The following is a 21,864-nucleotide window of genomic DNA, read 5'->3' on the forward strand; positions in this document are numbered from 1 at the left end:
AGTAGCACAATAAGATGAGAAATGAAACCGCAATCATCACAGCTCCAGTAAGCGTTGACACAAAATGTCACGTATGGAGTTCATCCGTTAAGGAGGATGTATTCATGGCAGCCAAAGAGCCCTATAACGAATCCATTTGGAGTAAGTATTACGGACCCAATTTAGGCTACATTCAAGAAAGATATGAACAGTTTGTGAAAGATCCTTCCACCGTAGAGAATAATTATCGCGAGCTTTTTACAAATTCGGGTCCCCCACCCCTAACACCGGATAGCGAACCGGCTCCACAGCCTCGCATTTCGGGAGACACCGAATGGCTTAGAAAGGCAGTAAGAGCTTCCAAGCTAATCGCTAATATTCGTATATATGGCCATATGGCCGCTGATATTGATCCGCTTGAGCGCGATCACAATCCCATGGCTAAATATCTTGAACTCGAAACCTATGAGCTGACTCGTGAGGATCTGCTCGCACTACCTGCCACGCTCATTTGGGAGAATGCGCCGAATGATGTGCATACCGGATGGGATGCAGTTCAGCGTATGCGTCAGGCTTACACCAAGACAATCGCCTATGAATTCGGGCATGTGCATGAAGAACAAGAACTGAAATGGTTGAACAGACAGGCAGAATCCACAAGCTCACCAGCGCCTTTAAATAATGCAGAACGTAAAGAGCTGCTAAACCGCCTGATCCAAGTAGAGCAATTCGAAACCTTCCTTCACAAAACCTTTGTGGGTCAGAAGCGTTTCAGCTTGGAAGGCAATGACGCTCTCGTACCGATGCTGGATGAAATCGTACGCGCTGCTGCGCATGACGGCGCAGAGCATATTCTGATGGGCATGGCGCATCGTGGTCGCCTCAACGTTCTTGCACATATTTTGGGCAAACCTTATGACATTATATTTTCAGAGTTTCATCATTCTCCGAACAAGGAGCTTTTCCCTTCCGAAGGCTCTACAGGCATTAACTATGGCTGGACGGGTGATGTGAAATACCATCTGGGTGCAGATCGCGCTGTCCGTGAAGGAGAAACCGTACGCACAAGAATAACACTAGCGAATAACCCAAGTCACTTGGAATTCGTCAATCCTGTCGTGGAAGGCTTTACTCGTGCTGCTCAAGAAGATCGGAGCACAGCCGGATTGCCGAAGATTGATACCAGTAAAGCTATGGCGGTACTGATGCATGGCGATGCTGCTTTTCCAGGTGAAGGGATTGTTGCAGAAACACTAAATATTGGCAAACTTCAAGGTTATCAGAATGGCGGGACGATCCATATCATTGTTAATAACCGGATCGGCTTTACGACAGAAAGCGAAGACTCCCGTTCAACGCATTATGCGAGTGACATCGCCAAAGGATATGAAATTCCAATTATCCATGTCAATGCTGATGATCCTGAGGCCTGTATATCAGCAGTTCGTTTAGCTAGTGCATATCGCAATCAATTCAAAAAGGATTTCGTTATTGATCTCATCGGCTATCGTCGTCATGGACATAACGAAATGGATGATCCTGAAACTACACAACCTATCGTGTACGGTAAGGTACGCAATCATCCAACCGTTTACAAGGTGTATGCGGAGCGGCTACAGCGTGAAAAAATTCTTACAGCTGAAGATGTACAAAAGATGCACGTTGAAACAGAAGGCGTATTGCAACGTGCGTACGATAGTATGAAGGAAGGCAATCACAAGAAAAAAGAACCAAAGGCCTTCATTCCTCTTCATACAGATCGCTCAGCGGCAGGCACTACAGCCGTACCGATCTCCAGTCTGCAAGAGATTAATCGTGAGCTACTGAGCGTACCTGATGGATTCCAAGTCTATCCGAAACTGGAGCGAATTCTGCAGCGTCGCAAGGACGCGCTGAATGAGGGTGAAAAGGTCGACTGGGCACTCGCTGAGTCCCTCGCCTTCGCAACCATCCTGAAGGATGGAACGCCAATTCGACTTAGCGGTCAGGATGCACAGCGCGGCACCTTCGCACACCGCCATCTGGTGCTGCACGACAGCAAGACAGGAGAATTATTCTCTCCGCTTCATCAGCTAAGTAATTCTCGCGCTTCCTTTGGCGTATATAACAGTCCGCTATCTGAAGCTTCTGTGCTAGGCTTTGAGTATGGTTATAATGTGTTCGCACCAGAAACCTTCGTCATCTGGGAAGCACAATATGGCGACTTCGCCAATGCAGGTCAGGTTATATTTGATCAGTTCATTGCCGCTGGACGTGCGAAATGGACGCAGCGCAGCAATCTCGTCGTCATGTTACCGCATGGCTACGAGGGACAGGGACCCGAGCATTCCAGTGGTAGATTGGAACGCTTCCTACAGTTATCCGCGGAAGAGAACTGGACCGTTGCTAACTTGACCACTGCTTCTCAATATTTCCATGTCTTGCGACGCCAAGCTGCTTTATGTGGACAGGAAGACGCTAAACCACTGGTGATTATGACGCCGAAGAGTCTCATTCGTAATCCGCGCAGCACATCTGCCGGAACTGAGCTCGCCTCCGGACAATTCCAGCCTGTGTTAGCAGAGCCCCTACTAGGTCAGAAGCCAGGTGAGGTCAAACGTCTAGTAGTCTGCAGCGGTAAAGTAGCTATCGACATCCAAACAGAGCTAGAAGCTGCTTCAGACAAAGATTGGTCATGGCTACATGTACTGCGCCTTGAGCAACTCTATCCGTTCCCAGAACATGAACTGAGTGCTCACTTAAGCTCCTTCACATCCCTTCAAGAAATTGTCTGGGTGCAAGAAGAGCCGAAGAATATGGGCGGATGGAGTTATACCGAACCTCGGTTACGGGCCATCGCACCGCAAAACACTAGCGTGAGATATATCGGACGTCCTGAACGTTCCAGTCCTGCGAGTGGTTATGCAGATGTTCATAGCTTTGAACAGCGTAGAATTGTTTCAGAGGCCCTAAAAGCAAATTCACAAGTACAAACAGCTGTACCGTCCTCTTAAGAGGACGGTATCACAATAGCGTAAACCATTATATGTTTGGGGAGGTAACGGCCTGTGTCAGAAATCTTAGTACCCGATCTGGGAGAATCTATATCCGAAGGAACCATCTACAAATGGCTGGTTAAAGAAGGCGACACGGTAGGTCAAGGTGATGTGCTTGCTGAGTTAGAGACGGATAAAGTCAATTTGGAAATTAGTGCGGAGGTGGAGGGTGTCATCTCCTCCATCCTACGTCAAGCGGGCGAGAACGTAGCCGTTGGCGAAGCCATCGGCATCATCGGAGCCGCTAGCGGCAATACGCCGCAGGCCGCTGAGAGCAAAGCGCCTGTAGCGGCACCGGCAAGCGGCAGCGCAGCAGCCGCACCTGTAGCAGCGCCCGAAGTCGCTGTAGCGGGTGGCGAAAGCCCCGCTGCATTGGCATCTCCGGGCGCACGCAAGCTGGCACGGGAGCGCGGCATCGACCTCGGCGATGTTAGCGCCCGTGATCCTATCGGCCGGATTGGTCAGGCCGATGTGTCGGGTCATGGTGCAGCAGCGCTACAGGCCGCTGCACCGGTTGCTCCGGCGGCACAAGCCAAGCCGGAGCCAGCGAAGCCGACAGTGAGCAAAGCCGTGCCGGAGGATGGCAAGAACGTGGAGCGCAAGCGCATGTCGCGCAGACGGCTCACGATTGCCAGCCGCTTGGTAGAAGCGCAGCAGACCGCAGCCATGCTGACCACCTTCAACGAGGTGGACATGACAGCGATCCTCGACATCCGCAAGCGCCGCAAGGATGCTTTTAAAGAGAAGCATGAAGTAGGACTAGGCTTCATGTCCTTCTTCACCAAAGCCGTGATCGGTGCACTGAAGACCTACCCTCTGCTGAACGCAGAAATTGACGGTGAAGATCTGGTCGTTAAGAAATTCTACGATATCGGTATTGCCGTTGCAGCTAAGGAAGGTCTGGTGGTTCCGGTTGTCCGTGACGCAGATCGCCTCAGTTTCCCGGAAATCGAACGTCAGATTGGCGAACTCGCTTCCAAGGCACGCGCTAATACACTTAGTCTCTCCGAGCTTCAAGGCGGTACGTTCACTATCACCAACGGCGGTGTATTCGGTTCCCTATTATCCACCCCGATTCTGAATACCCCTCAAGTAGGTATTCTAGGGATGCATAAGATTCAATTGCGTCCAATTGCACTGGATGAAGAAAGAACCGTTAACCGTCCAATGATGTATATCGCCCTTTCCTACGATCACCGGATCGTTGACGGCTCTGAAGCGGTTAGCTTCCTCGTCAAAGTGAAGGAATTGCTGGAAGATCCAGAAGCACTGCTGCTGGAAGGCTAACCCTGATCGATCTTCCGACTTAAGAATATAAAGAAGGTATCCCTAAAGCTTCGCATTAGGGATACCTTCTTTTGTATCTGAATCAACTCTCCCATATCCTCTTCCTTAATTGCATTCTCTACAACTAAAATCCGTAAAAACGTTTATTTCCACTAATCTAACCAGCAATAGCTGTATTAAATACAACTACAGGGCTTATATAAACGTATTAGTTAACTTTAATTGTACAAAGTACAACTAACTTAGCGCATGCAACTACAAAACTACAAGAATCTACTTCAGCAGCTCACCAGCCACCTGCAGAAATTGCTCCTTACTCAAAACCTTATCTCCGTAGCTGCTGAGTGTATAATACGCATCCTGCTTCTCGTTATACCAATTCAGATAATCGTAGCTGACCTCTTCCTTCACTACTTTGTTATAGATCACTTCTGTGCCTGCCACCATAATCTTATCCGCTTGATTCTCAGGTTCTTGCTCCACAAACATTTTGCCACCATGCATGATCGATGCAGAGATACCTATATAAGCGTTATCCTTGGAATAAGTAGCGCTTATCCATCCGGGCTCCGACCACGGTATAACCATCATGAATAACTTACCGCTCCCCTTCTCTTTATTGGCTTGGACAGTAAGATCTTGTAACGTCTCCTGATATAGAGAACTGTTCTTCTCCGCATCCGTAGTCGGATGATTAGGGTTTATAACCCCATATTCAAAAGCATACCCTGCTGCCAATGCAGGAAGCGTCGGCGCCCCTGTCCGTTTGATTTCCTTCAAAAAATCAGAATATGCGCCTATCCGCTGCTCTTTATACTTAAAAGACAATTCTGTTGCACCTGCATTATTGTTCACAAGATAGGCGATCAATTCTCCCGGTTTAGCGAAAGCATCTACTTTCTGTGCATACTTATCATAGGAGGCTACTCCTGCAGATTCATTCGGCGCAACATGCTGAACCTTTACTACGCCTTCACTATTGCGGATCTGTATATATTCCGATGCAGCATACGCTGTCACTGAGATCATCAGGAACAAAGCTAACATACTGGCAACTGCCGTTGTTTTATTCATCGTCTTCAGCGAGAGCGAGAACGATCGCTTTCGATCTGATATGCCACGGATATGTCCCATAACCTTCTCTTCTACATCGATCTCACCCAGAAGTTCATTCCCGGCTGAGGCATAAATTATATTTTGGTATTCATCACTGATTGTGGTTCGTTCCATCTGATCTCCTCCTCCAATTTCATAGCTTCCTGCACCTTCCGCTTGATCCGGTTCATTCTCTTCGTCAGTGCATTGGGACTGACCCCAAGAATTTCGCTTATCTCCGCATAAGTCTTTTCCTCGAACACCCGCAGAATAAGCATATTCCTCTCTTCAAGCGACAACTGCGCTAAAGCGGCTGACAATGAGGGATTAAATAACCGATCATCCAGCTCTTGTTCAGGACTTACAGACATAAAATCAGGCTTGAAGATACTCATGACTCGCTTTTGCAAACGCCGTCTGCGCAGCAGGTTTAAGCAATGATGATACGCGATTCGATAGAGCCATGCCGAGAAATGCATCTGCGGCTTGTATTGATGGATAGATTGATAGCCTTTTACCAAAACATCCTGAACTGCGTCCTCCGCATCCTGCTTGTTTTCTAACAAACGATAGCAATAGCGGTAGATTGGCGTTTGGAAAGCTCTAACGATAAAAGCATACCGTTCGATATTGCCCTTTTGAATACTAATGATTAACTCTTCCAGCTCCTTTGGGTCTAGCGAATCCTGTGGCGATGTAAGCACCTCCTTAACCTTTATATCTTCTATAACACTTGGGCAGCGAAAAAAGTGCCTATGTAAACCGATCTATTCTCCCAAATTCACTCCAATTATACACATGTAGAGGCTAATAAGAGCTATACAGTCCGTAACTCTAGCAGAATGAGCCAAAAATCAATAATAGCTGCAATACGGACCGTGTTTCTGTAATATTCTCCAATGAGTAATTCATTCTGAATTCAGATCACCTTAGTTTTTTTGTTTCACATGCTCCACGGACTACTGCCCGCCAATAGAAAAAAGACGTACAACTGTTGTCAGTTTGTACGTCTTTGTTTAATTTATTGTCTTTTTACCTTTAAGCCGTCCGTTCTGTAGCTTTGAGCCGGAGCGCTTTCTTCTCTTTTTCTTTCTCCACCGGCGGTTTTAGCGAAATCGCGATGATGCAGGCCAGAAGACACAAGAGACCAAAGATCACGAAGGTAGGTTTAAACCCGCCCAGGAAGACGGCGATGAACGAACCTGAAAGGGCTCCAATACCGAAACCTTGATATACGATTCCATAGTTCTTACTGTGATTCTTAAGACCAAAGAAGTCACTGACAATTGCCGGGAACACTGTAATGTTACCCCCGAAGCAGAATGCAATGGCAGCTACACAAGTGAAGAACAGTCCGAAATTCAGCGTCGCATAGCTAAGGGTCAACATAGCGGCTGCCGTTACTGCAAGCGAAGCGCCAACCAGCTTCAAACGGCTCATTTTGTCAGACAAGGCACCCAAGATCAAACGTCCTGCTGTATTAAAAATTGCGATCATCGCTACGGCATTAGCTGCCGTCTGTACATCAAGTCCAGCCAGCTGCACACCGATGTCTTTTACAATACCGATCAAATACAAACCACACATACAAGCGGTAAAGAAAATAATGAATAACAGATAAGCTTCTTTCGTGCGTAGCATCTCTTTTACCGTGTAGTCTTTTGGTTTAGCGATAGTCGATGTTGCTGTTGCACCCAGTGATGCCGCTTGTACTGGAGCTTCTCTGACGAGTAAGGAACCGATTACAATCATCACCATAACAATCATGCCCCAATACATAAACGTATTAGACACACCCACCGAGTCGATCAAACTACCATTGATATATTTAAAAATCAAGCTCCCCGTTCCGTAAGCACCCACGGACACACCGGAGATTAAGCCTTTATTATTCGGAAACCATTTAATTAAGTTAGATAATGAAGTGATATAAGCTGTTCCGTCTGCAAAACCAACGATTACACCAGCCAATACATAGAACATTAGAAGCGAATTCGCCTGAGAGCTAAGAATCAATCCTAGACCAAGCACAATCCCTGCGGCGGCAGTTAACCGACGAAGACCAAAACGATCCTGCAATTTCCCTGCGAACAAAGTCGCAAAAGCGAGTGCAAAGCTCGTGATCGAAAACGTAATCGAAACAGAATTAAGCTCCCACCCGAATTTTGTTACCAGATGTGCATTGAACAAGCTCCATGTATAAATGGTACCTAGACCCATCTGCATAATTACTGTTCCTAATACGATAAGCCACCGTTTGGCGTTTTTGTTGTCCATCGTCGAAGTCATGGTCTATTCCTTCTTTCCCTCTCGTGATCTGCTACAAGAGCTTCTATTGCCTCTTTATTGTAGCTAAACCAGCGGTTGTTGAGAGAAATCTGGCATGAGATGACGAAAATGAAGAATGAACTGCATTTATAGGCGCATGATCTGCCTGAATTCCTTTACCTTGCTTCGACTTACCGGCACCTCAAACTCCAAATCATGCAGGCGCAGCAAGTATGTATTGTTGAACCAAGGGATGATTTCCTTGATTTTGGACAGGTTAACGATATAGGAACGATGGCAGCGGAAAAAACGATCCTCCGGCAGTCGATTATAAAAATCGCTGATGCTGAGCGCCATACTATATTCCTCACCTTTAGTTATTACACTCGTACTTTTCTCTTGTGCAGAGGCGTAATAAATATCATCAGCATTCACTACGATAATCTTCTCATTTTTCCACAGATTCACCTTATCACTAACTGGATTACGTTCCTCTTCCCCCTGTCTTCCGCGAGCAGCGAACGCCCCCTCTAGCTTGTGCAGCATAGCCTTAATGCGAACCTCACTGTAGGGTTTAAGAATATAGTCAAACGCTTCAATCTCAAACGCCTCGGCGGCATGCTCCTTATACGCAGTAATAAACACTATATAAGGTTTTACCGAGAATCTGCTAATATTCTGAGCCAGCAGGACTCCGTCGATCGAGGGAATGTTAATGTCCAGAAAAATCACATCTACCGTCTCAACCTGTAAAAATTTGAGTGCATCCAGCCCATCTTCAAATTGTGCGGCAATGTCGATTCCGCTGTGAGTCTCTATTAAATAAGCCAGTTCCTGTCTCGCTAGCTCTTCATCCTCCACGATAATTGCTCTCATAGGCCCTCCTTTTTGACATCAAAATAAATGTTCGTCCCTTTATCGAGCCTCTGAATCGTAAGACCAGTTCCATAGATGAGCTTGACCCGTTGATGTACATTAAACAGTCCGATCTTATTCTCCGGCATATCGCCAGCATAGACCTTCTCTATGGTTTCTTCGCTGATGCCAGCTCCGGTATCCCGAATGCCAACTCGCACATTATCGCCTTGATCTTTTACAGAAATCGTTACGGTTCCCGTCCCTCGTACCTTCAGTATGCCATGTATGATCGCATTCTCTACAAGCGGCTGAATGATTAGACTCGGAATTCGAACCTGAACCTCATCAATATCATAGAGGACATTAAGCCGGCTTCCGAAGCGCGCTTTTTCAATCTCTACGTATTGTTGAACCTGTTGCAGCTCGCGCTTAATATCAATGAATTCATCCGTCAGCTCCAGATTGTATCTCATATAACCGGACAGATTCACGATCAGCTCGCGCGCCTTATCCGGGTTAATCCGAATCGAGGACGCAATCGCGTTCAGCGCATTGAACAGAAAGTGTGGGTTAATGCTTGTCTGCAGCGCCTTTAGCTCCGCTTTGTTCGCCATTTCTTTAATGCCCTCAACCCGCGATACTTCCATTAGTGTAGAGATCATTTGCGACAAACCTACAGCCATAGCTTGTAGAGAATAAGTGATCTTGTGGGCTCTGGTGTAATAGATTTTGAGCGCTCCCGTCACTTCGCCCTTTTCCTTCAAAGGAATAATAATCAGCGATTTAATCTCCGGATTCACATAATCACTATCGTCGTTACGGATCGTAATTTCACCACTGGACAACGTCACCTTAGTTTCTTCACTTATAATTTCATTGGTCGTAGTATAGTCCTCTTCCCCAACACCAACGTAAGCGAGAATGAGTCTTGTATCCGAAATAGCTACAGCGTCTGCACCGATATCTTCTTTGATAATTTGGCAGATGGTACGAAGCGACTCGGGATTAATATTGCGAAAATAAGGCAAGGTCTTATTGGCAATATCCAGTGCCAGCTTGGACTGCTTCGCCGCAATCCGTTCCTTTTCACCTTCCACACTCTGCACTAGCATGACAATCAGACCGACACTAATCTGGCTCATAATCATCGGAAAAGCAATTTTAGACACGATATCCACACCCAGCGACGACGGTTCGGCCATCACTAGAATGAGAAGCATCGTCAGGGCTTCACAGGCCATCCCGGCCAAAATACCGGCCATCCAGCGACGTTCACCAGAAGTGCGGCGGTATATTACCCCTGACACAATCCCTGCGGTAATACTCGTAATCAGACAAGGAAGAGAGGTTACCCCTCCGATATCAATTAGAAAACGGTGAACCCCTGAGATGATGCCTGTTATGAGTCCTACCCATGGCCCAAACAAAATCCCACCAGACACGATGGCGATAATTCGCACATTCACAAGTGAGCCTTCCACATTAATGCCACTATAGGTACCGAAGATGGCAAATAAACTGAAGATCGTCGTCGCTATGGCAAGCTCCTGCGGAGCGTAGGTTCCTTTTTGAAAAATCTCTTTAAACCGCGGCAGACGAGTCAGCACGAACAGACACATCAGCAGTAGTGCAGCTCTTTCGAATAATTGCAGTAATATCGTAAACGTATATTGCACGGTCTCCGCCTCCAAAGGACTAGATGTCGACTTATTATAAAGATAGTTCATGCCTCTGTCCATTCAGCCTATCCTTTAATACCTCTATTGAAACTCTTGTTGTATGATATGAACAGAATAAAAGCATACATATACGGAGGTGGGCGGATTGCAAAACTTAGAACACGAGGCAGATATCATACAGCTTGTACAAAATGATCCCTGGATGATGGATATATTAGAAAACGCTAGATCGCTGCAGTTACCTGACTGGTGGGTTTGCGCTGGCTTTGTGCGTGCAAAAATTTGGGACACCCTTCATGGCTTCGAAGAACGGACACCTTTGCCAGATGTTGATGTTATTTATTATGACGACAGCAATCTTCAAGAGGAAGTGGAGAAGGATTGGGAGGCGAAGCTAAGAGATTTAAACCCCAATGTTCCCTGGTCTGTTAAAAATGAAGCAAGAATGCATACCGTCAATCAACTTCCACCTTATACATCAGCTGTTGATGCGATATCCAAGTTTCCGGAAACCGCCACAGCGCTTGGACTCTCCCTAGATCCATCAGGTAAAATCATCTTAGTCGCTCCACACGGAATTTCCGATGTTATTCATGTAGTATTACGACCTACCCCACATTTTACTGAAAACCCGAGCTTACTCCCTATTTATGAACAACGCGTTATTAAAAAGAACTGGCAGGCGACGTGGAAACAGTTGCAGATCAGCACTACCTAAAATAACAAAAAGCAAGCCCCCAATATAGCAGGGCTTGCTTTTCTGGTTTTATTACACCGCCAAATCGATACCTACTACACCAACGACATCTCCCTGACGATTCTTAATCGCTCTGGATAATGTTACACAAGAACGCTTCGTAATCGCTGATACATAAGGCTTAGAGACATATTCACCTTCATTTATGGCCCCATTCCACCAATCACGTCGCTTGGCATTCAAGAGGCCAGCCGCTGGCTCGGAATAGATAAAGGTCCCATCTGTCCGATTGGACCAAATGGCTTGTACATCCGGAATTTTTTTAATGTAAGAGGTCAAAACACCTTGATGAACTTCAGTATCCGGGTCGTACAGTTCTTCCTTAGCTGAAATTGTCTCCAAGAGACTCTGCATTTCTTGAAGCCGGGCAGCATATTGGCTCATCTCGATTTCTTCTCGGGCTGCTATGCCGGTAACCGATTGCTGCAACGATTGCGACTCCGCTAACAGATTAGCGCTGACTTCGTTCAGCTGCCCGATCTGGCTCCGCTGCCGTGTCACTTGTTCCAGCGTAAGATCGACATTGGCAATCGTCTCGTTCACGATAGCCACTGCCCCACTCAGCTCCGTCGTCACTTCAACAATCAGCTTGCTCTGCTTCGCGGCAGCATCAATGGTTTCTGTTACAGCGCTGCCTACCTCATCGACTCTCGACGCGATATCATCGAGTCGAAGCTTCACAGTGCCGACCTCGTTCACCCCGCGTTCCACTGAAGCTTGCTCTTTCGTCACGGATTCCAGCACCTGCTGTACTCCGTTATTAATGTCGAGCAAGATGCCAGAGGAACGGTCTACCGAGCTCTTACTTTGATCAGCCAGCTGCCGAATCCTGCTGGCCACCACCGCAAATCCGCGGCCCTGTTCCCCGGCCCGGGCCGCTTCTATGGAAGCATTAAGCGCTAGCAGTGAGGTCTCATCCACAATTCCGTTAATAAGCGTATTGATCTCTTCTACCATCGCAATATGATTACTCAAGATAGTAAACTTAGCTAACATGTCCCCGCTCTGCATCTGTAAATCCTTCATCACAGCATCTGCGATGCTCAAGGAATCAACCATGGTTGTCATTCCTTGACGAGCATATTTCATATTTGACCCCAGTCTCTCCGTCAACTCTTCGATATGTGCGGTAACGGATGCTACTCCGCCCATTGTCTGATAAGCACCTTCAATATTAGCTTTAGCTTCGTTACTGCGAATCCGCAAATCCATCTCGTATTCATGTGAATAATCTGCTGTCCGCTGCAGCTCTTCTGTATGACGACTGATTTCTTCGAGTGCACCATGCAGTCGGTCCGAAGTAACTACAATCTCATTGCCAAGCAGCTCAACTTTATTCTGCGACTCCTTCAGCAGCGCTTCTTTGCGGTAACCGTAGCGGGACAAATTCAGTGAGACCCAGCCTAGAGAAGCCATAAGCAGGATGATTACCAGCTTATGAATCCAGAACATGTCTATCAACAAACTGTAAACACTGACAAGGAGCAACAGGACGACTACAAAAATCTGGCTTCGACGAATCTGCATCATTATTCCCACTCCACTCGATTGATGTTATGTATTCTAACATTATATCAGCAGAGTTAATTAAAGGAAATACTTTCTATACTATTCCTTTTCGATCAGTCTTTCCACACGCAAATCCATATCCCTGGAGGACTTACACCAACGTAACCGTAATATACGAATATATTTGGAGATAATTGGTCGAGAGGGAATCCGTAATTATTGTCGAATATATAAGCAAATTGCCACTGGAAAAGAGGAACACATTATGCATACTACATCTCAAACTCCTCGTCAGACCCATTGGAATCGCGTGCTGCTTAATGCATTCTGGATCATCCTGATTGTGGATTTAAGTATTCATATGTTTGTTTCTCAATGCCTATGGGGCCAACATTCGGATACCCTAACCATGGGAGAGTTTATTACTCAGTCGCTGATTCCTGATTCCATCATATTGACTTTGATCATTATTCTGGAATTTATCTATAGATGGAAACCCCTATGGTCCGAGCTAGCTATTACAGTAGCGAGCCATTTATTTGCACTTTTGATTATCATCAATCTCAATGATGAACTGTATGTTATGTCATTAATTATGCTGCTGCCGCTGCTTGTATCCATGATCTATATGAAGTCTAGCTATATGATAGCCTCTTCTGCTGTTTGTCTACTGTACACGATCATTTTATTCATCAAGGCATCTAATCACGGATACGTCCCAATCACCCAAACTATCATTATTGTTCTTATTTTTGCTGCTACTGCTTTAGCAGGCTTTGCAGTTATCGGTCGTGGGCGTGATTTGATGAGATCGCTGGAGAACTCCGTAAAGTCAGAACAGGAATTACGCATTCAGAATATAATCATGGATCGGCTATCCAAGATCGATCCTCTGACGGACCTTTATAATCATAAGACGTTTCATGAATACTTAGGATGGCTGATCGATCATCAGCAGAGTAATCCATTTCCCATGCAGCTAGCCGTTATGGACATCGACAACTTCAAAAAAGTAAATGATTCCTATGGGCATTCCGTTGGAGATATCGTATTACAAAAGGTTGCAGCGATCCTCCTCGAGCATGTCGGTCCTGATGATTTCGCGGCTCGCTTTGGCGGGGAAGAATTTGTCGTCATTCTGACTTCTAAAACCCTTGATCATTCTCATGAGATTATGAAGCATATTCTAACGTCCATCTCCGATACCCCTTTTGCGGAAATGAACGGTAAAAGCGTAACCGTCAGTATCGGTATGCACGATTTTATAGGAACAGATTCCAAAAACTCTACATTTCAGAAAGCAGACGATGCACTTTACGAGGCTAAGAATACTGGGAAGAACAAAATCGTAATCAGCTAAAGACCGAACACAAGCAAAAACGCCTTCGACGTCCCTAATGGACGGTAAGCGTTTATGCGAGAAATATAAGGATAATATATAGCGTGAGACTTATAAATTCTTATATTTGAACAAATAAGCCCACGGATCTTTTCACGGGCTTGTTTGTGTTCATCTGTTTGAATCTGACTGCTAAATCCCATAGCGCCTCTGTGTTTCCAAAAGCTCTACGACTGCCTGCTTCGGCACAGGTCTGCTAATCAGGTAGCCTTGAACCTTGTCGCAGCCTAATTGCTTGAGCAAATCCATCTGAATAACCTCTTCTACACCCTCTGCTACAACTTTCAGTCCCATATTATGCCCCAACTGTATAATGGACTGCACAAAAGACTGGCTGTTAGCTTTTTCTGAGAGTGAATCAATAAAGGTTTTATCCATCTTGAGCGTTGAAATCGGCAATTGCTGCAAATAGCTAAGTGATGAGTAACCCGTTCCGAAATCATCCAAGGCGATACTAATGCCCTTAGATTTAAGAAACTGCAGCTTACCCAGAATACTCTCAAATGATTTCATAAAAATAGACTCCGTGATTTCCAGCTCAAGACAGCTTGGATTTAGGCCACTTACTGCCAGACTATCCTGTACCATCTCGATAAAATCGTTCTGGAATAGCTGAATAATCGAAATGTTGACCGATATTTTATAAGGAACACCTGTACGATCTTGAATACCTTTCATAAAAATGCAAGATTCGCGAAGCACCCATTCACCAATATCGATGATCAGTCTGGAATCCTCAGCAATTTTTATAAACGAAAGTGGAGATACAGAACCAAGCGATGGGCTGTTCCAACGAATTAAAGCTTCAAAGCCTGAGATGAATCCGGATTCGATATCCATCTGGGGCTGATAGTTCAGTTCAAATTCATTATTGTTCATTGCACTGCGCAAATGTTTCTCTATATTCATTCGTTCATTAAACGCTGTATGCATCGATTTGTCATAGACTACATAAGTTCCCTTGCCATCCTCTTTAGCGCGGTACATCGCCACATCCGCATTACTCAAAATTTGCTCGGCCGTCTCCCCATCCTCTGGATAAAAGGAAATTCCGATGCTTAGCGAGACGTACAGATTACTCTCTCCTATTAAAAAGGACTGCCTGAACGCTCTCATTATACGCTCTGCCAGATTCAATACAGCCTCACGGTCCTCTGTATCCTTAATAAAAATAACAAATTCATCTCCACCTAGCCGTGAGAGCATATCTCCTTCCCGCATCAGTGACTGCAATCTCTCACTTGCCTTCCGGATGAGTACATCCCCGGATTTATGACCTAAGGTATCGTTGATGTATTTGAAATTATCTGAATCTAAAAACAGTAGTGCAAATTTCCCTCCCGGATGCTTTAGATACTTCTCCATGGTCTCCAGCAGACATAAACGGTTAGGTAAGTTACTAAGCGCATCCACATAAGCCAGACGATGCATATGTTTCTGATTGTCTAGAAGCATATTATATTGTACTAGAAGCTCCTGTTGAGTAGTCGCGAGCTGCTCATAGGTCGCCCCAAGTTCTTGGTAGCTGTTGCTCAGTTCAAGCTCCGCTTGCTTCCGCTCGCTGATATCAATCAAGGAGCCCATGAATAACAGAACTTCATCCTTTGGATTAACGGTAGCCTTACCCCTAACTTCAAACCACACGATTTGATTGTCTTTGGTAATCATGCGGAACTCCGTTTCGAAAATAGGTGTAACACCCTCCAGGTGATCATGTTTAAGCTTACGGGTTGAAGCTAGGTCATCGGGATGAACAATACTAAAAGCTCCCTCTTCAAACGAGTTGATTTCATCCTTCGTGTATCCTATGAGGTCATACCATCGGTCTGATAAATGAAATCGTCTCGCTTCCAAATCAAACTCCCACATATATGCACCAGAACCTTCTGTGGTGAGCCGGAAACGTCGTTCACTGATTTGAAGCCTATTAAATTGTTCCTGTAGATCGACCTCTGTCGCTGAGAGCTCTTCGTATGTAGCTTCCAATTCCTTATAACTTAGCTGTAGCCTCAGCTCATTTTGTTTACGATTATCGATATCCACACCTACAAGTACAAAGATATCGGCTGCTTGCTTATCAAGTCCTTTTAATAAGGCTGTCCGGAATGAAAAATATCGCGCTTCAGATGACTGGTCTGGGAGCTTAATTTCTACGTTGTTAACATATTCATTCCGTATTGCCCGCATCAAAAGATCACGGATTTCAGCCGTACTACCTTTTAGACCATCGATATCCTCAATATTTACTCCCAGCACCTCTTTTTCGCTTAAACCCGTCATCCGCTCAGCAAACTTGTTAAACCGCACTACCTTTTTATCTGCCTGCACCGCCCAAACTACCATACCACTATGCTCTATAACATCCTCAAAAAATTGATGCTCTGAATAAACAGCACGCCGTAAACGATTAATATTCATTTTAAGCAGGACTCCACCCAGCATAAGAAGACAGAATAGAAGGATTGCTCCGTAAACCCATCTTTTGTGGATCATGCCTTTATAATAATCAGAATGAACGAAGAAATAGTTCTGGTACAATTCTTCAAAAGCACCCGAATGCTGTAATTCCACCAATCTCTCGTTAACATAAGAAACTAACTCCGGTGTAGACTTATTGATTGCAAAAGCCACATCCCTGGGATAAAGATCATTCATTTCCTTAATAACACTGTCTGTCTTCCCCTGTTCAACGAGCAGATAATCGACCACCTCCTGATTCTCAAATAGAAGGTCAATCTCCCCTTTTTCTAAAGCCTCCAAGGCTTCAGGAATCGTTGCATATTCTACGTAATCATTAATTCCCAGTTTCCCGTTCAGTACTGTTTCAGAATACTGCCCGTTTCCTAGACCTATCTTATAACCTCCAAGCTTATTTAAATCGATCTCACCCTTAAGCCCTCGCCTTGCGTAGATTGAAATATAGCTTTTGAAAACAGGTTCCGAAAATAACAACTCTTGTTGTCGTCCTTCCGTTACTGCCATTAGACCCGCTGTTTCGATATCTCCCTGAACGAGCCGATTATATACATCAGGCCACTTCCCTGTACTATAGTGGACATCGTAATCCTGCTTCTCAAAGATCATATTACTCAATTCAATATCAAAACCGGTCACGTACCCATCTTTTATATATTTATAAGGTGGATATTCCAGTTCTACTTGATATTCGATCTCCTTTCTTTCGGCGTGAATGGCAGTAGGAGGTAAGAGCATAAATAGAATGCTAATCAGAAGCAACAGTCTGTACTGCTTCATCGCTTATTCCCCCTTTTTACTGAATTTACAGTAATATCCTAAATGTTATTCGACAAAATATGGCAATACCCCTGCTTTTTCTTTCCTCGTCACATAATATACGCAAATCCCATCAATGAACCCTTCCCTTTGTAAATTATATAAAATTACGGATGCTACATTTTTATATTGCTTTTTAGATGGAAAATGTGGATAATAGCAATAATGATACAAGTTGATAATGATTATCATTATTAAATAAGTTATTGATTTCACTTTACTATATTTAAGTTAAAAGGAGACTGATCACCCATGAACGTTACCTCTACCCGAACAACACTACAGGTTGACGATTATCTGGATCTGCTCAATCTTGCCGTTAAAGTTGGAGATTTAAAATGGCAAAAAGAAATTAAATCCAGATTGCAATACATTCTTTGTCTGCCGACAAGATAATCTTTCTGAATATTCGCCGCATTCCTTTAGGGAATGCGGCTTTTTTTGCTTGTATGATTGGCAGCCATGTAAGAATAGGAGTATCCCCGCGTCACGTGAGGGTTAATGATATAGTATAATTATCAGCATAATATATTGAATACAAAGTCCTTCAGATTGGAGCGTGTCAGCTTGAAAAAGTATTTAGCTTTATTCTTATTGATCAGCGTGTTATGGATACCCGTTGCATACGCCGCCGAAATCCCTGCTCAACAGGGATTAGTAACCGATAAAGCTGGAATGTTTAGTTCCGCAGAAGCGACGTCCATTTCTGCTGCTGCCACTGGAGATCTCGTTACTATGCATGTACTCACCGTAGATTCCTTAAACGGTACTCCGGCCGATAAATACGCCGAGGATACTTACACCTCATGGGGACTGTCCACTCGCGATATTCTCTTGCTGATCTCCGCTGGCGATCAGTCCATTGAACTTAATTTTAACAATCCTGGCTTTCAAACCTCGTTAAATGCCTGGTCCCAAAATCAGGGAGGGAAATCAGGAAGTGCTGCCATTACAGCGCTGCTTGATACTTATTTCATCCCTTATGCCAGAGAAGGAGACTTCGCTGGAGGGACAAAGGCTTTAATTAAAGCGGTTCATTCCATCGGGGAGAGTACCGGAAATGCTGGAGGAAGTGCAGGAAGCGGTAGCGCAGTTGGCAGTACGAATAGCGGTTCAGGGAACGGAACCTCCGGTAAACCAGGGAACTCGGTCAGTACAGGAAGCCGCTCCAGTAGCTCCATGTTTACGATTGCCGCCATTCTAATCGGAATCGTACTAATACTACTTGTGCTATTTATAGTGATCACAGGTCTACGTCGACGCAAACAGCTAAACGTACAACAAGAGCAGTTATCCGATTTGCTAGTACGGGCGAATCGAGCACTGGAGTCATTAAAGCCATTTCAAGGGATCGTTCAGGGAAAAACCGAGGTACTGGTAGAAGGCATTTCAAAACGACTCTCTGCAAAGCTCGTTGAAATCTCTTCACTGCAAAATGAAGGGCAAGGTGTACAGCCACCCTTTTATCGTTTGACTGCCCTTAAGGCAGCCGTGGAACAATTACAGCAGACAGAGGACTCCTTCCGCGCAGCGCTTGAGGAGGAAGAGAAGAACATTGCTGTCATCAGTGAAGCTGATCGCAATGTTAAACAGCGAATTACAGAGCTGAAAGAGGATGCACCAGAGCTTGAAGAGCAGCTACAAGGTGCGGTTAAAGAAACTGGCTATGCACTTCAAGAAATTGTAGAAGAGCTCAAGGAGCTTGCCGAGGAGACCTCTAAGGCAGATCAATTGGAGCTTTTTGACCCTATCGCCGCACAAGAAATTACCGAGGATGCACAAGATCGCCAAGAAAAGATTGAACAAGACCTGAAGGATGTCGATCTCTACGATGATAAGCTAAACCAGTTCCCTACGGTATTAGCTGCAGCCCGTGCGAAAATCACAAACATCATCGAGCAGAATTCACTCCACAACATGAAGGTAAAACCATTTGACCGTCTGGAGCAGGCCCGCGCAGAATCGCTGACGCTTGAAGCGCCGCTGCGTGTTGGAGATATGGATGAGGTGCGCAAGATTGGCGCCACTCTTGACCTTCTCCTGGATGAGGCTGTTGCTATGACAGAACAACAAGCACTCCTTCGGCAGAACAACCGCAGAGATTTAGAGACATTCCGCACCGAATGGAGCCAATTAAAACAGCGGCGAGACGGACTGCAAAGCCGGATTACCGAAGCACGTATGTATTTTGAAGAACAGCATGTGTCAACTGTGGAGAACATCCTTACAGAGTGGAGCACACGCCTTCGGGAAGGTGCTAGTGAAGTGGCGCAGATTGAGAATTGGACCAGTGATGAGCGCGGCGAATATGATAAGGCCCACAATGCGCTAGAACAGTTGCTGTCCCTCCTAGATGAAGCTGCAAGGCAGTTCGATGGTGTCTCAGAAAGTCTAAATGCACTTCATGAAAGACTGGATAAGGTCACTCGCCTCTTTTCCGAAGGGCAAAGCCGGGTGGAAACGACCCAACGAATGCTGCATAGCAGAGGGTTATCTTCTAGAATTCACTTCGAGCTATCCTTACTGCCGGAATACAGTGTACTGGATCATCGCCTGGCATCCCGGCCTTATAATCTTGAGGAACTGGAGTCCCTTGGCCGTTCTTATGATTCACAGATCACTTCCTTTGTGAATGAAGCGAACCGACTCGTTCGTCAGAAGGAAGAAGAAGAACGATTAGCTCAATTAGCTATGATGAGAGAACAGCAACGTCGCGCGCAGGCTCGCAAGCGAATGTCCTCTGGCCCACCTTCATCAGGTGGATTCGGTGGAGGACGCTCCTCCGGTGGCTCCTCCTGGGGTGGCGGCAGCAGCGGTGGCAAATCCTCCGGCGGATCTTCTTGGGGCGGCGGAGGGAAGTCCGGCCGAAATTCATCAGGCGGATCCAAGTGGTAGACTATCTCCAAACAAAAGACTCTTCCAGCCTGCTTGGGCGGAAGAGTCTTTTATTATGAATTACTGCTTGCATGACGAAGAAATAGTCATGACAAGCCCTTTATTTTATTGGCAGATAAATCGTAACGGCCGTACCTACGCCCACTTCACTCGCTATGGTCACTCGTCCTCTATGTGCAGATACTATCTTTTTAACAATCATGATTCCCAGTCCATTACCATCACCTCTGGTCGTGTGAAAAGGCTGGCCTAATTTATCGAGTACTTCCCGGTTCATACCCTCTCCGTTGTCTGTGAAGGTAATCTTCTGGAAGCCATTCTCCACATCTAGGGCAACTGTAATGCTTCCGCCAAAGGGCAAGGCTTCCATTGAGTTTCTTAGGATGTTTAGGAAGACCTGCTTGATATGATTGCGATCACACAAGATATTCGCATCAAAATGGAATTGCGTGTTCAATGATATATTATTCATCTCCACTTGAATCGCAAAGATGCTGAGCACTTCCTGCAGAATCGTGCTACATTGTTCTACCCTATAAAGCGCGGCCTGCGGTTTACCTAGTATGAGGAACTCACTCACAATGAGGTTCATTCTTTCTACTTCTGACATAATAAGATCATAATGTAGCAGTTGCGAATCTTTATTGGCCAGTTGAAGCATTCCTTTGACTGTAGTTAGCGGATTGCGAATCTCATGTGCGATACTCATGGCTAGTTGTCCAGCAACCACTAGCTTCTCTGTATTGCGCAGCACTTCTTCCGTTTTTTTCATCTCTGTGATATTACGAAGACTCCCAATCACACGAGCTAAACATGCATTCGAATCATAAACCGGAAGCACATCCAGCATATAATGTTCAAACAAACCGTTGCTCTCTTGAATCACTTCCAGCCCAGCACATGCCTCTTGCTGAAGAATGACATGCTGAAAATAAGAGCCCACATTTCGAATTTCGAAGACACTGGCACCGATAACAGATTCTTGATGTTCACCATCCAAATGAAGCATGTTTAAGCAGTTCTCATTTATATTGACGATCGTTCCGAGTTCATCCGTTATAATAACACCCAAATAATTGGTATCCAATAGGATTCGATTTAAAAGCTGAAGCTCAGCATTCCCTCTACGCAGCAAAATCTCGCGTTCGATGGAGTCAGCCATGGTACAGAGTAAAGGCAATAAGTGGGGATGCGCCACATCTATATCCGCCATAAATGATATCGTCCCCAATATTTCTCGTCCATCCTCTTTATAAAAAGGAGCCGTACAGCATACTAAACGATGAAGAATTTGATGATAATGGTCTTGTCCCTTCAACTGAAAAGGCCGCTGGTGTTCGAGACACAACGCAATTGAATTTGTACCCACTTCTTTATTTAGTTGCACACCTTCTTTGATGCCAACCTGCCCAACGAGATCAATAATTGTCGGATCCCCTTTGAACGCCAATAGATAACCTGCATCATCCGATATCGTAACAAGGATCGGATTACCTTTTACTGAAGAAAGAAACTTAGTCACAAAAAAATCAATAACCTCAATCACTTCACTATATACACGGAGTTGTGACCCCAGTTCATCTGCAGCATAACATTTTGGAAAAATAGGAGGCTGCTCAGGGTCTATTCCTTGATCCATGCAATGCTGATTGGAAGCCTTAATGATAGTCTCATCCGTCAGTACCCCTGTTGTCTTTTCCAAAGCCTTACCCCATTCTGTATGAATCTTCAATTTTGTAATACTAATATGTATTCTACTTCTTTCCCTCTAATCCTTTTGAACCCTAAAAAATCAAAATATCCCAATGC

General features: G+C 45.2%; 14 protein-coding genes. 6 read left to right on the forward strand and 8 right to left on the reverse strand.

What is annotated here, in order from left to right:
- Positions 1–104: 104 nt before the first annotated feature.
- A complete protein-coding gene (locus PAENI_RS18340; protein WP_042184285.1) occupies positions 105–2,972 on the forward strand; it encodes a 2-oxoglutarate dehydrogenase E1 component in 2,868 nt (955 codons plus the stop codon).
- A 54-nt stretch (positions 2,973–3,026) separates the two neighbouring features.
- Positions 3,027–4,301 carry a 2-oxoglutarate dehydrogenase complex dihydrolipoyllysine-residue succinyltransferase gene (gene odhB, locus PAENI_RS18345; protein WP_149646256.1) on the forward strand — a complete coding sequence of 425 codons (1,275 nt, stop codon included), beginning with the start codon at positions 3,027–3,029 and terminating at the stop codon, positions 4,299–4,301.
- A gap of 273 nt (positions 4,302–4,574) precedes the next feature.
- Here the strand turns inward: odhB and PAENI_RS18350 are convergent, their stop codons facing one another.
- From PAENI_RS18350 to PAENI_RS18370, 5 genes are all read right to left on the reverse strand, one after another.
- Complete coding sequence (locus PAENI_RS18350) at positions 4,575–5,531, reverse strand: hypothetical protein (protein WP_149646257.1); 957 nt, start codon at positions 5,529–5,531, stop codon at positions 4,575–4,577.
- Positions 5,492–6,100, reverse strand: a complete 609-nt coding sequence (locus tag PAENI_RS18355; RefSeq protein WP_149646258.1) for an RNA polymerase sigma factor — start codon at positions 6,098–6,100, stop codon at positions 5,492–5,494. Before PAENI_RS18355 ends, PAENI_RS18350 begins: the two co-directional genes overlap by 40 nt.
- Positions 6,101–6,434: 334 nt before the next feature.
- Positions 6,435–7,673 carry an L-lactate MFS transporter gene (locus tag PAENI_RS18360; protein WP_149646367.1) on the reverse strand — a complete coding sequence of 413 codons (1,239 nt, stop codon included), beginning with the start codon at positions 7,671–7,673 and terminating at the stop codon, positions 6,435–6,437.
- A gap of 138 nt (positions 7,674–7,811) precedes the next feature.
- The gene (locus PAENI_RS18365) at positions 7,812–8,540 is read right to left on the reverse strand and encodes a LytR/AlgR family response regulator transcription factor (protein ID WP_042184277.1); all 729 of its coding nucleotides are present in this window, start codon (positions 8,538–8,540) and stop codon (positions 7,812–7,814) included.
- Complete coding sequence (locus tag PAENI_RS18370; RefSeq protein WP_269321837.1) at positions 8,537–10,141, reverse strand: sensor histidine kinase; 1,605 nt, start codon at positions 10,139–10,141, stop codon at positions 8,537–8,539. Before PAENI_RS18370 ends, PAENI_RS18365 begins: the two co-directional genes overlap by 4 nt.
- A gap of 262 nt (positions 10,142–10,403) precedes the next feature.
- Between PAENI_RS18370 and PAENI_RS18375 the strand changes: the two genes are divergently transcribed.
- Positions 10,404–10,919, forward strand: coding sequence for a nucleotidyltransferase family protein (locus tag PAENI_RS18375; RefSeq protein WP_149646368.1), 516 nt, complete (start codon positions 10,404–10,406; stop codon positions 10,917–10,919).
- A gap of 51 nt (positions 10,920–10,970) precedes the next feature.
- Here the strand turns inward: PAENI_RS18375 and PAENI_RS18380 are convergent, their stop codons facing one another.
- Positions 10,971–12,488 (reverse strand): methyl-accepting chemotaxis protein, encoded by a 1,518-nt coding sequence (locus PAENI_RS18380; protein ID WP_149646259.1) that lies wholly within the window; start codon positions 12,486–12,488, stop codon positions 10,971–10,973.
- A gap of 244 nt (positions 12,489–12,732) precedes the next feature.
- Between PAENI_RS18380 and PAENI_RS18385 the strand changes: the two genes are divergently transcribed.
- Positions 12,733–13,827, forward strand: coding sequence for a GGDEF domain-containing protein (locus PAENI_RS18385; protein ID WP_149646260.1), 1,095 nt, complete (start codon positions 12,733–12,735; stop codon positions 13,825–13,827).
- Between the two features lie 171 nt (positions 13,828–13,998).
- On the opposite strand, the gene PAENI_RS18390 is transcribed toward PAENI_RS18385, so the two are convergent.
- Positions 13,999–17,121: an EAL domain-containing protein gene (locus PAENI_RS18390; protein WP_149646261.1), complete on the reverse strand. Its 3,123-nt coding sequence runs from the start codon at positions 17,119–17,121 to the stop codon at positions 13,999–14,001.
- Positions 17,122–17,412: 291 nt separating this feature from the next.
- Between PAENI_RS18390 and PAENI_RS31890 the strand changes: the two genes are divergently transcribed.
- Together PAENI_RS31890 and PAENI_RS18395 are read left to right on the forward strand one after the other, a co-directional pair.
- Positions 17,413–17,556 carry a hypothetical protein gene (locus PAENI_RS31890; protein ID WP_167348483.1) on the forward strand — a complete coding sequence of 48 codons (144 nt, stop codon included), beginning with the start codon at positions 17,413–17,415 and terminating at the stop codon, positions 17,554–17,556.
- A 171-nt stretch (positions 17,557–17,727) separates the two neighbouring features.
- On the forward strand, positions 17,728–20,055 hold the full coding sequence (locus PAENI_RS18395) for a TPM domain-containing protein (RefSeq protein ID WP_149646262.1): 2,328 nt from the start codon (positions 17,728–17,730) through the stop codon (positions 20,053–20,055).
- A 100-nt stretch (positions 20,056–20,155) separates the two neighbouring features.
- Here the strand turns inward: PAENI_RS18395 and PAENI_RS18400 are convergent, their stop codons facing one another.
- Positions 20,156–21,787, reverse strand: a complete 1,632-nt coding sequence (locus PAENI_RS18400) for an ATP-binding protein (RefSeq protein WP_262495644.1) — start codon at positions 21,785–21,787, stop codon at positions 20,156–20,158.
- Positions 21,788–21,864 lie beyond the last annotated feature (77 nt).

The sequence above is a fragment of the Paenibacillus sp. B2(2019) genome (genome assembly GCF_008370385.1).
GTDB lineage: Bacteria > Bacillota > Bacilli > Paenibacillales > Paenibacillaceae > Paenibacillus_AQ.

Bases quoted from the DNA above. Each gene is read 5' to 3' on its own strand.
- PAENI_RS18340 (WP_042184285.1), top strand. From the start codon at position 105: ATGGCAGCCAAAGAGCCCTATAACGAATCCATTTGGAGTAAGTATTAC.
- PAENI_RS18350 (WP_149646257.1), bottom strand. From the start codon at position 5,531: ATGGAACGAACCACAATCAGTGATGAATACCAAAATATAATTTATGCC.
- PAENI_RS18360 (WP_149646367.1), bottom strand. From the start codon at position 7,673: ATGGACAACAAAAACGCCAAACGGTGGCTTATCGTATTAGGAACAGTA.
- PAENI_RS18365 (WP_042184277.1), bottom strand. From the start codon at position 8,540: ATGAGAGCAATTATCGTGGAGGATGAAGAGCTAGCGAGACAGGAACTG.
- PAENI_RS18370 (WP_269321837.1), bottom strand. From the start codon at position 10,141: ATGTGTCTGTTCGTGCTGACTCGTCTGCCGCGGTTTAAAGAGATTTTT.
- PAENI_RS18375 (WP_149646368.1), top strand. From the start codon at position 10,404: ATGATGGATATATTAGAAAACGCTAGATCGCTGCAGTTACCTGACTGG.
- PAENI_RS18380 (WP_149646259.1), bottom strand. From the start codon at position 12,488: ATGATGCAGATTCGTCGAAGCCAGATTTTTGTAGTCGTCCTGTTGCTC.
- PAENI_RS18385 (WP_149646260.1), top strand. From the start codon at position 12,733: ATGCATACTACATCTCAAACTCCTCGTCAGACCCATTGGAATCGCGTG.
- PAENI_RS18390 (WP_149646261.1), bottom strand. From the start codon at position 17,121: ATGAAGCAGTACAGACTGTTGCTTCTGATTAGCATTCTATTTATGCTC.
- PAENI_RS31890 (WP_167348483.1), top strand. From the start codon at position 17,413: ATGAACGTTACCTCTACCCGAACAACACTACAGGTTGACGATTATCTG.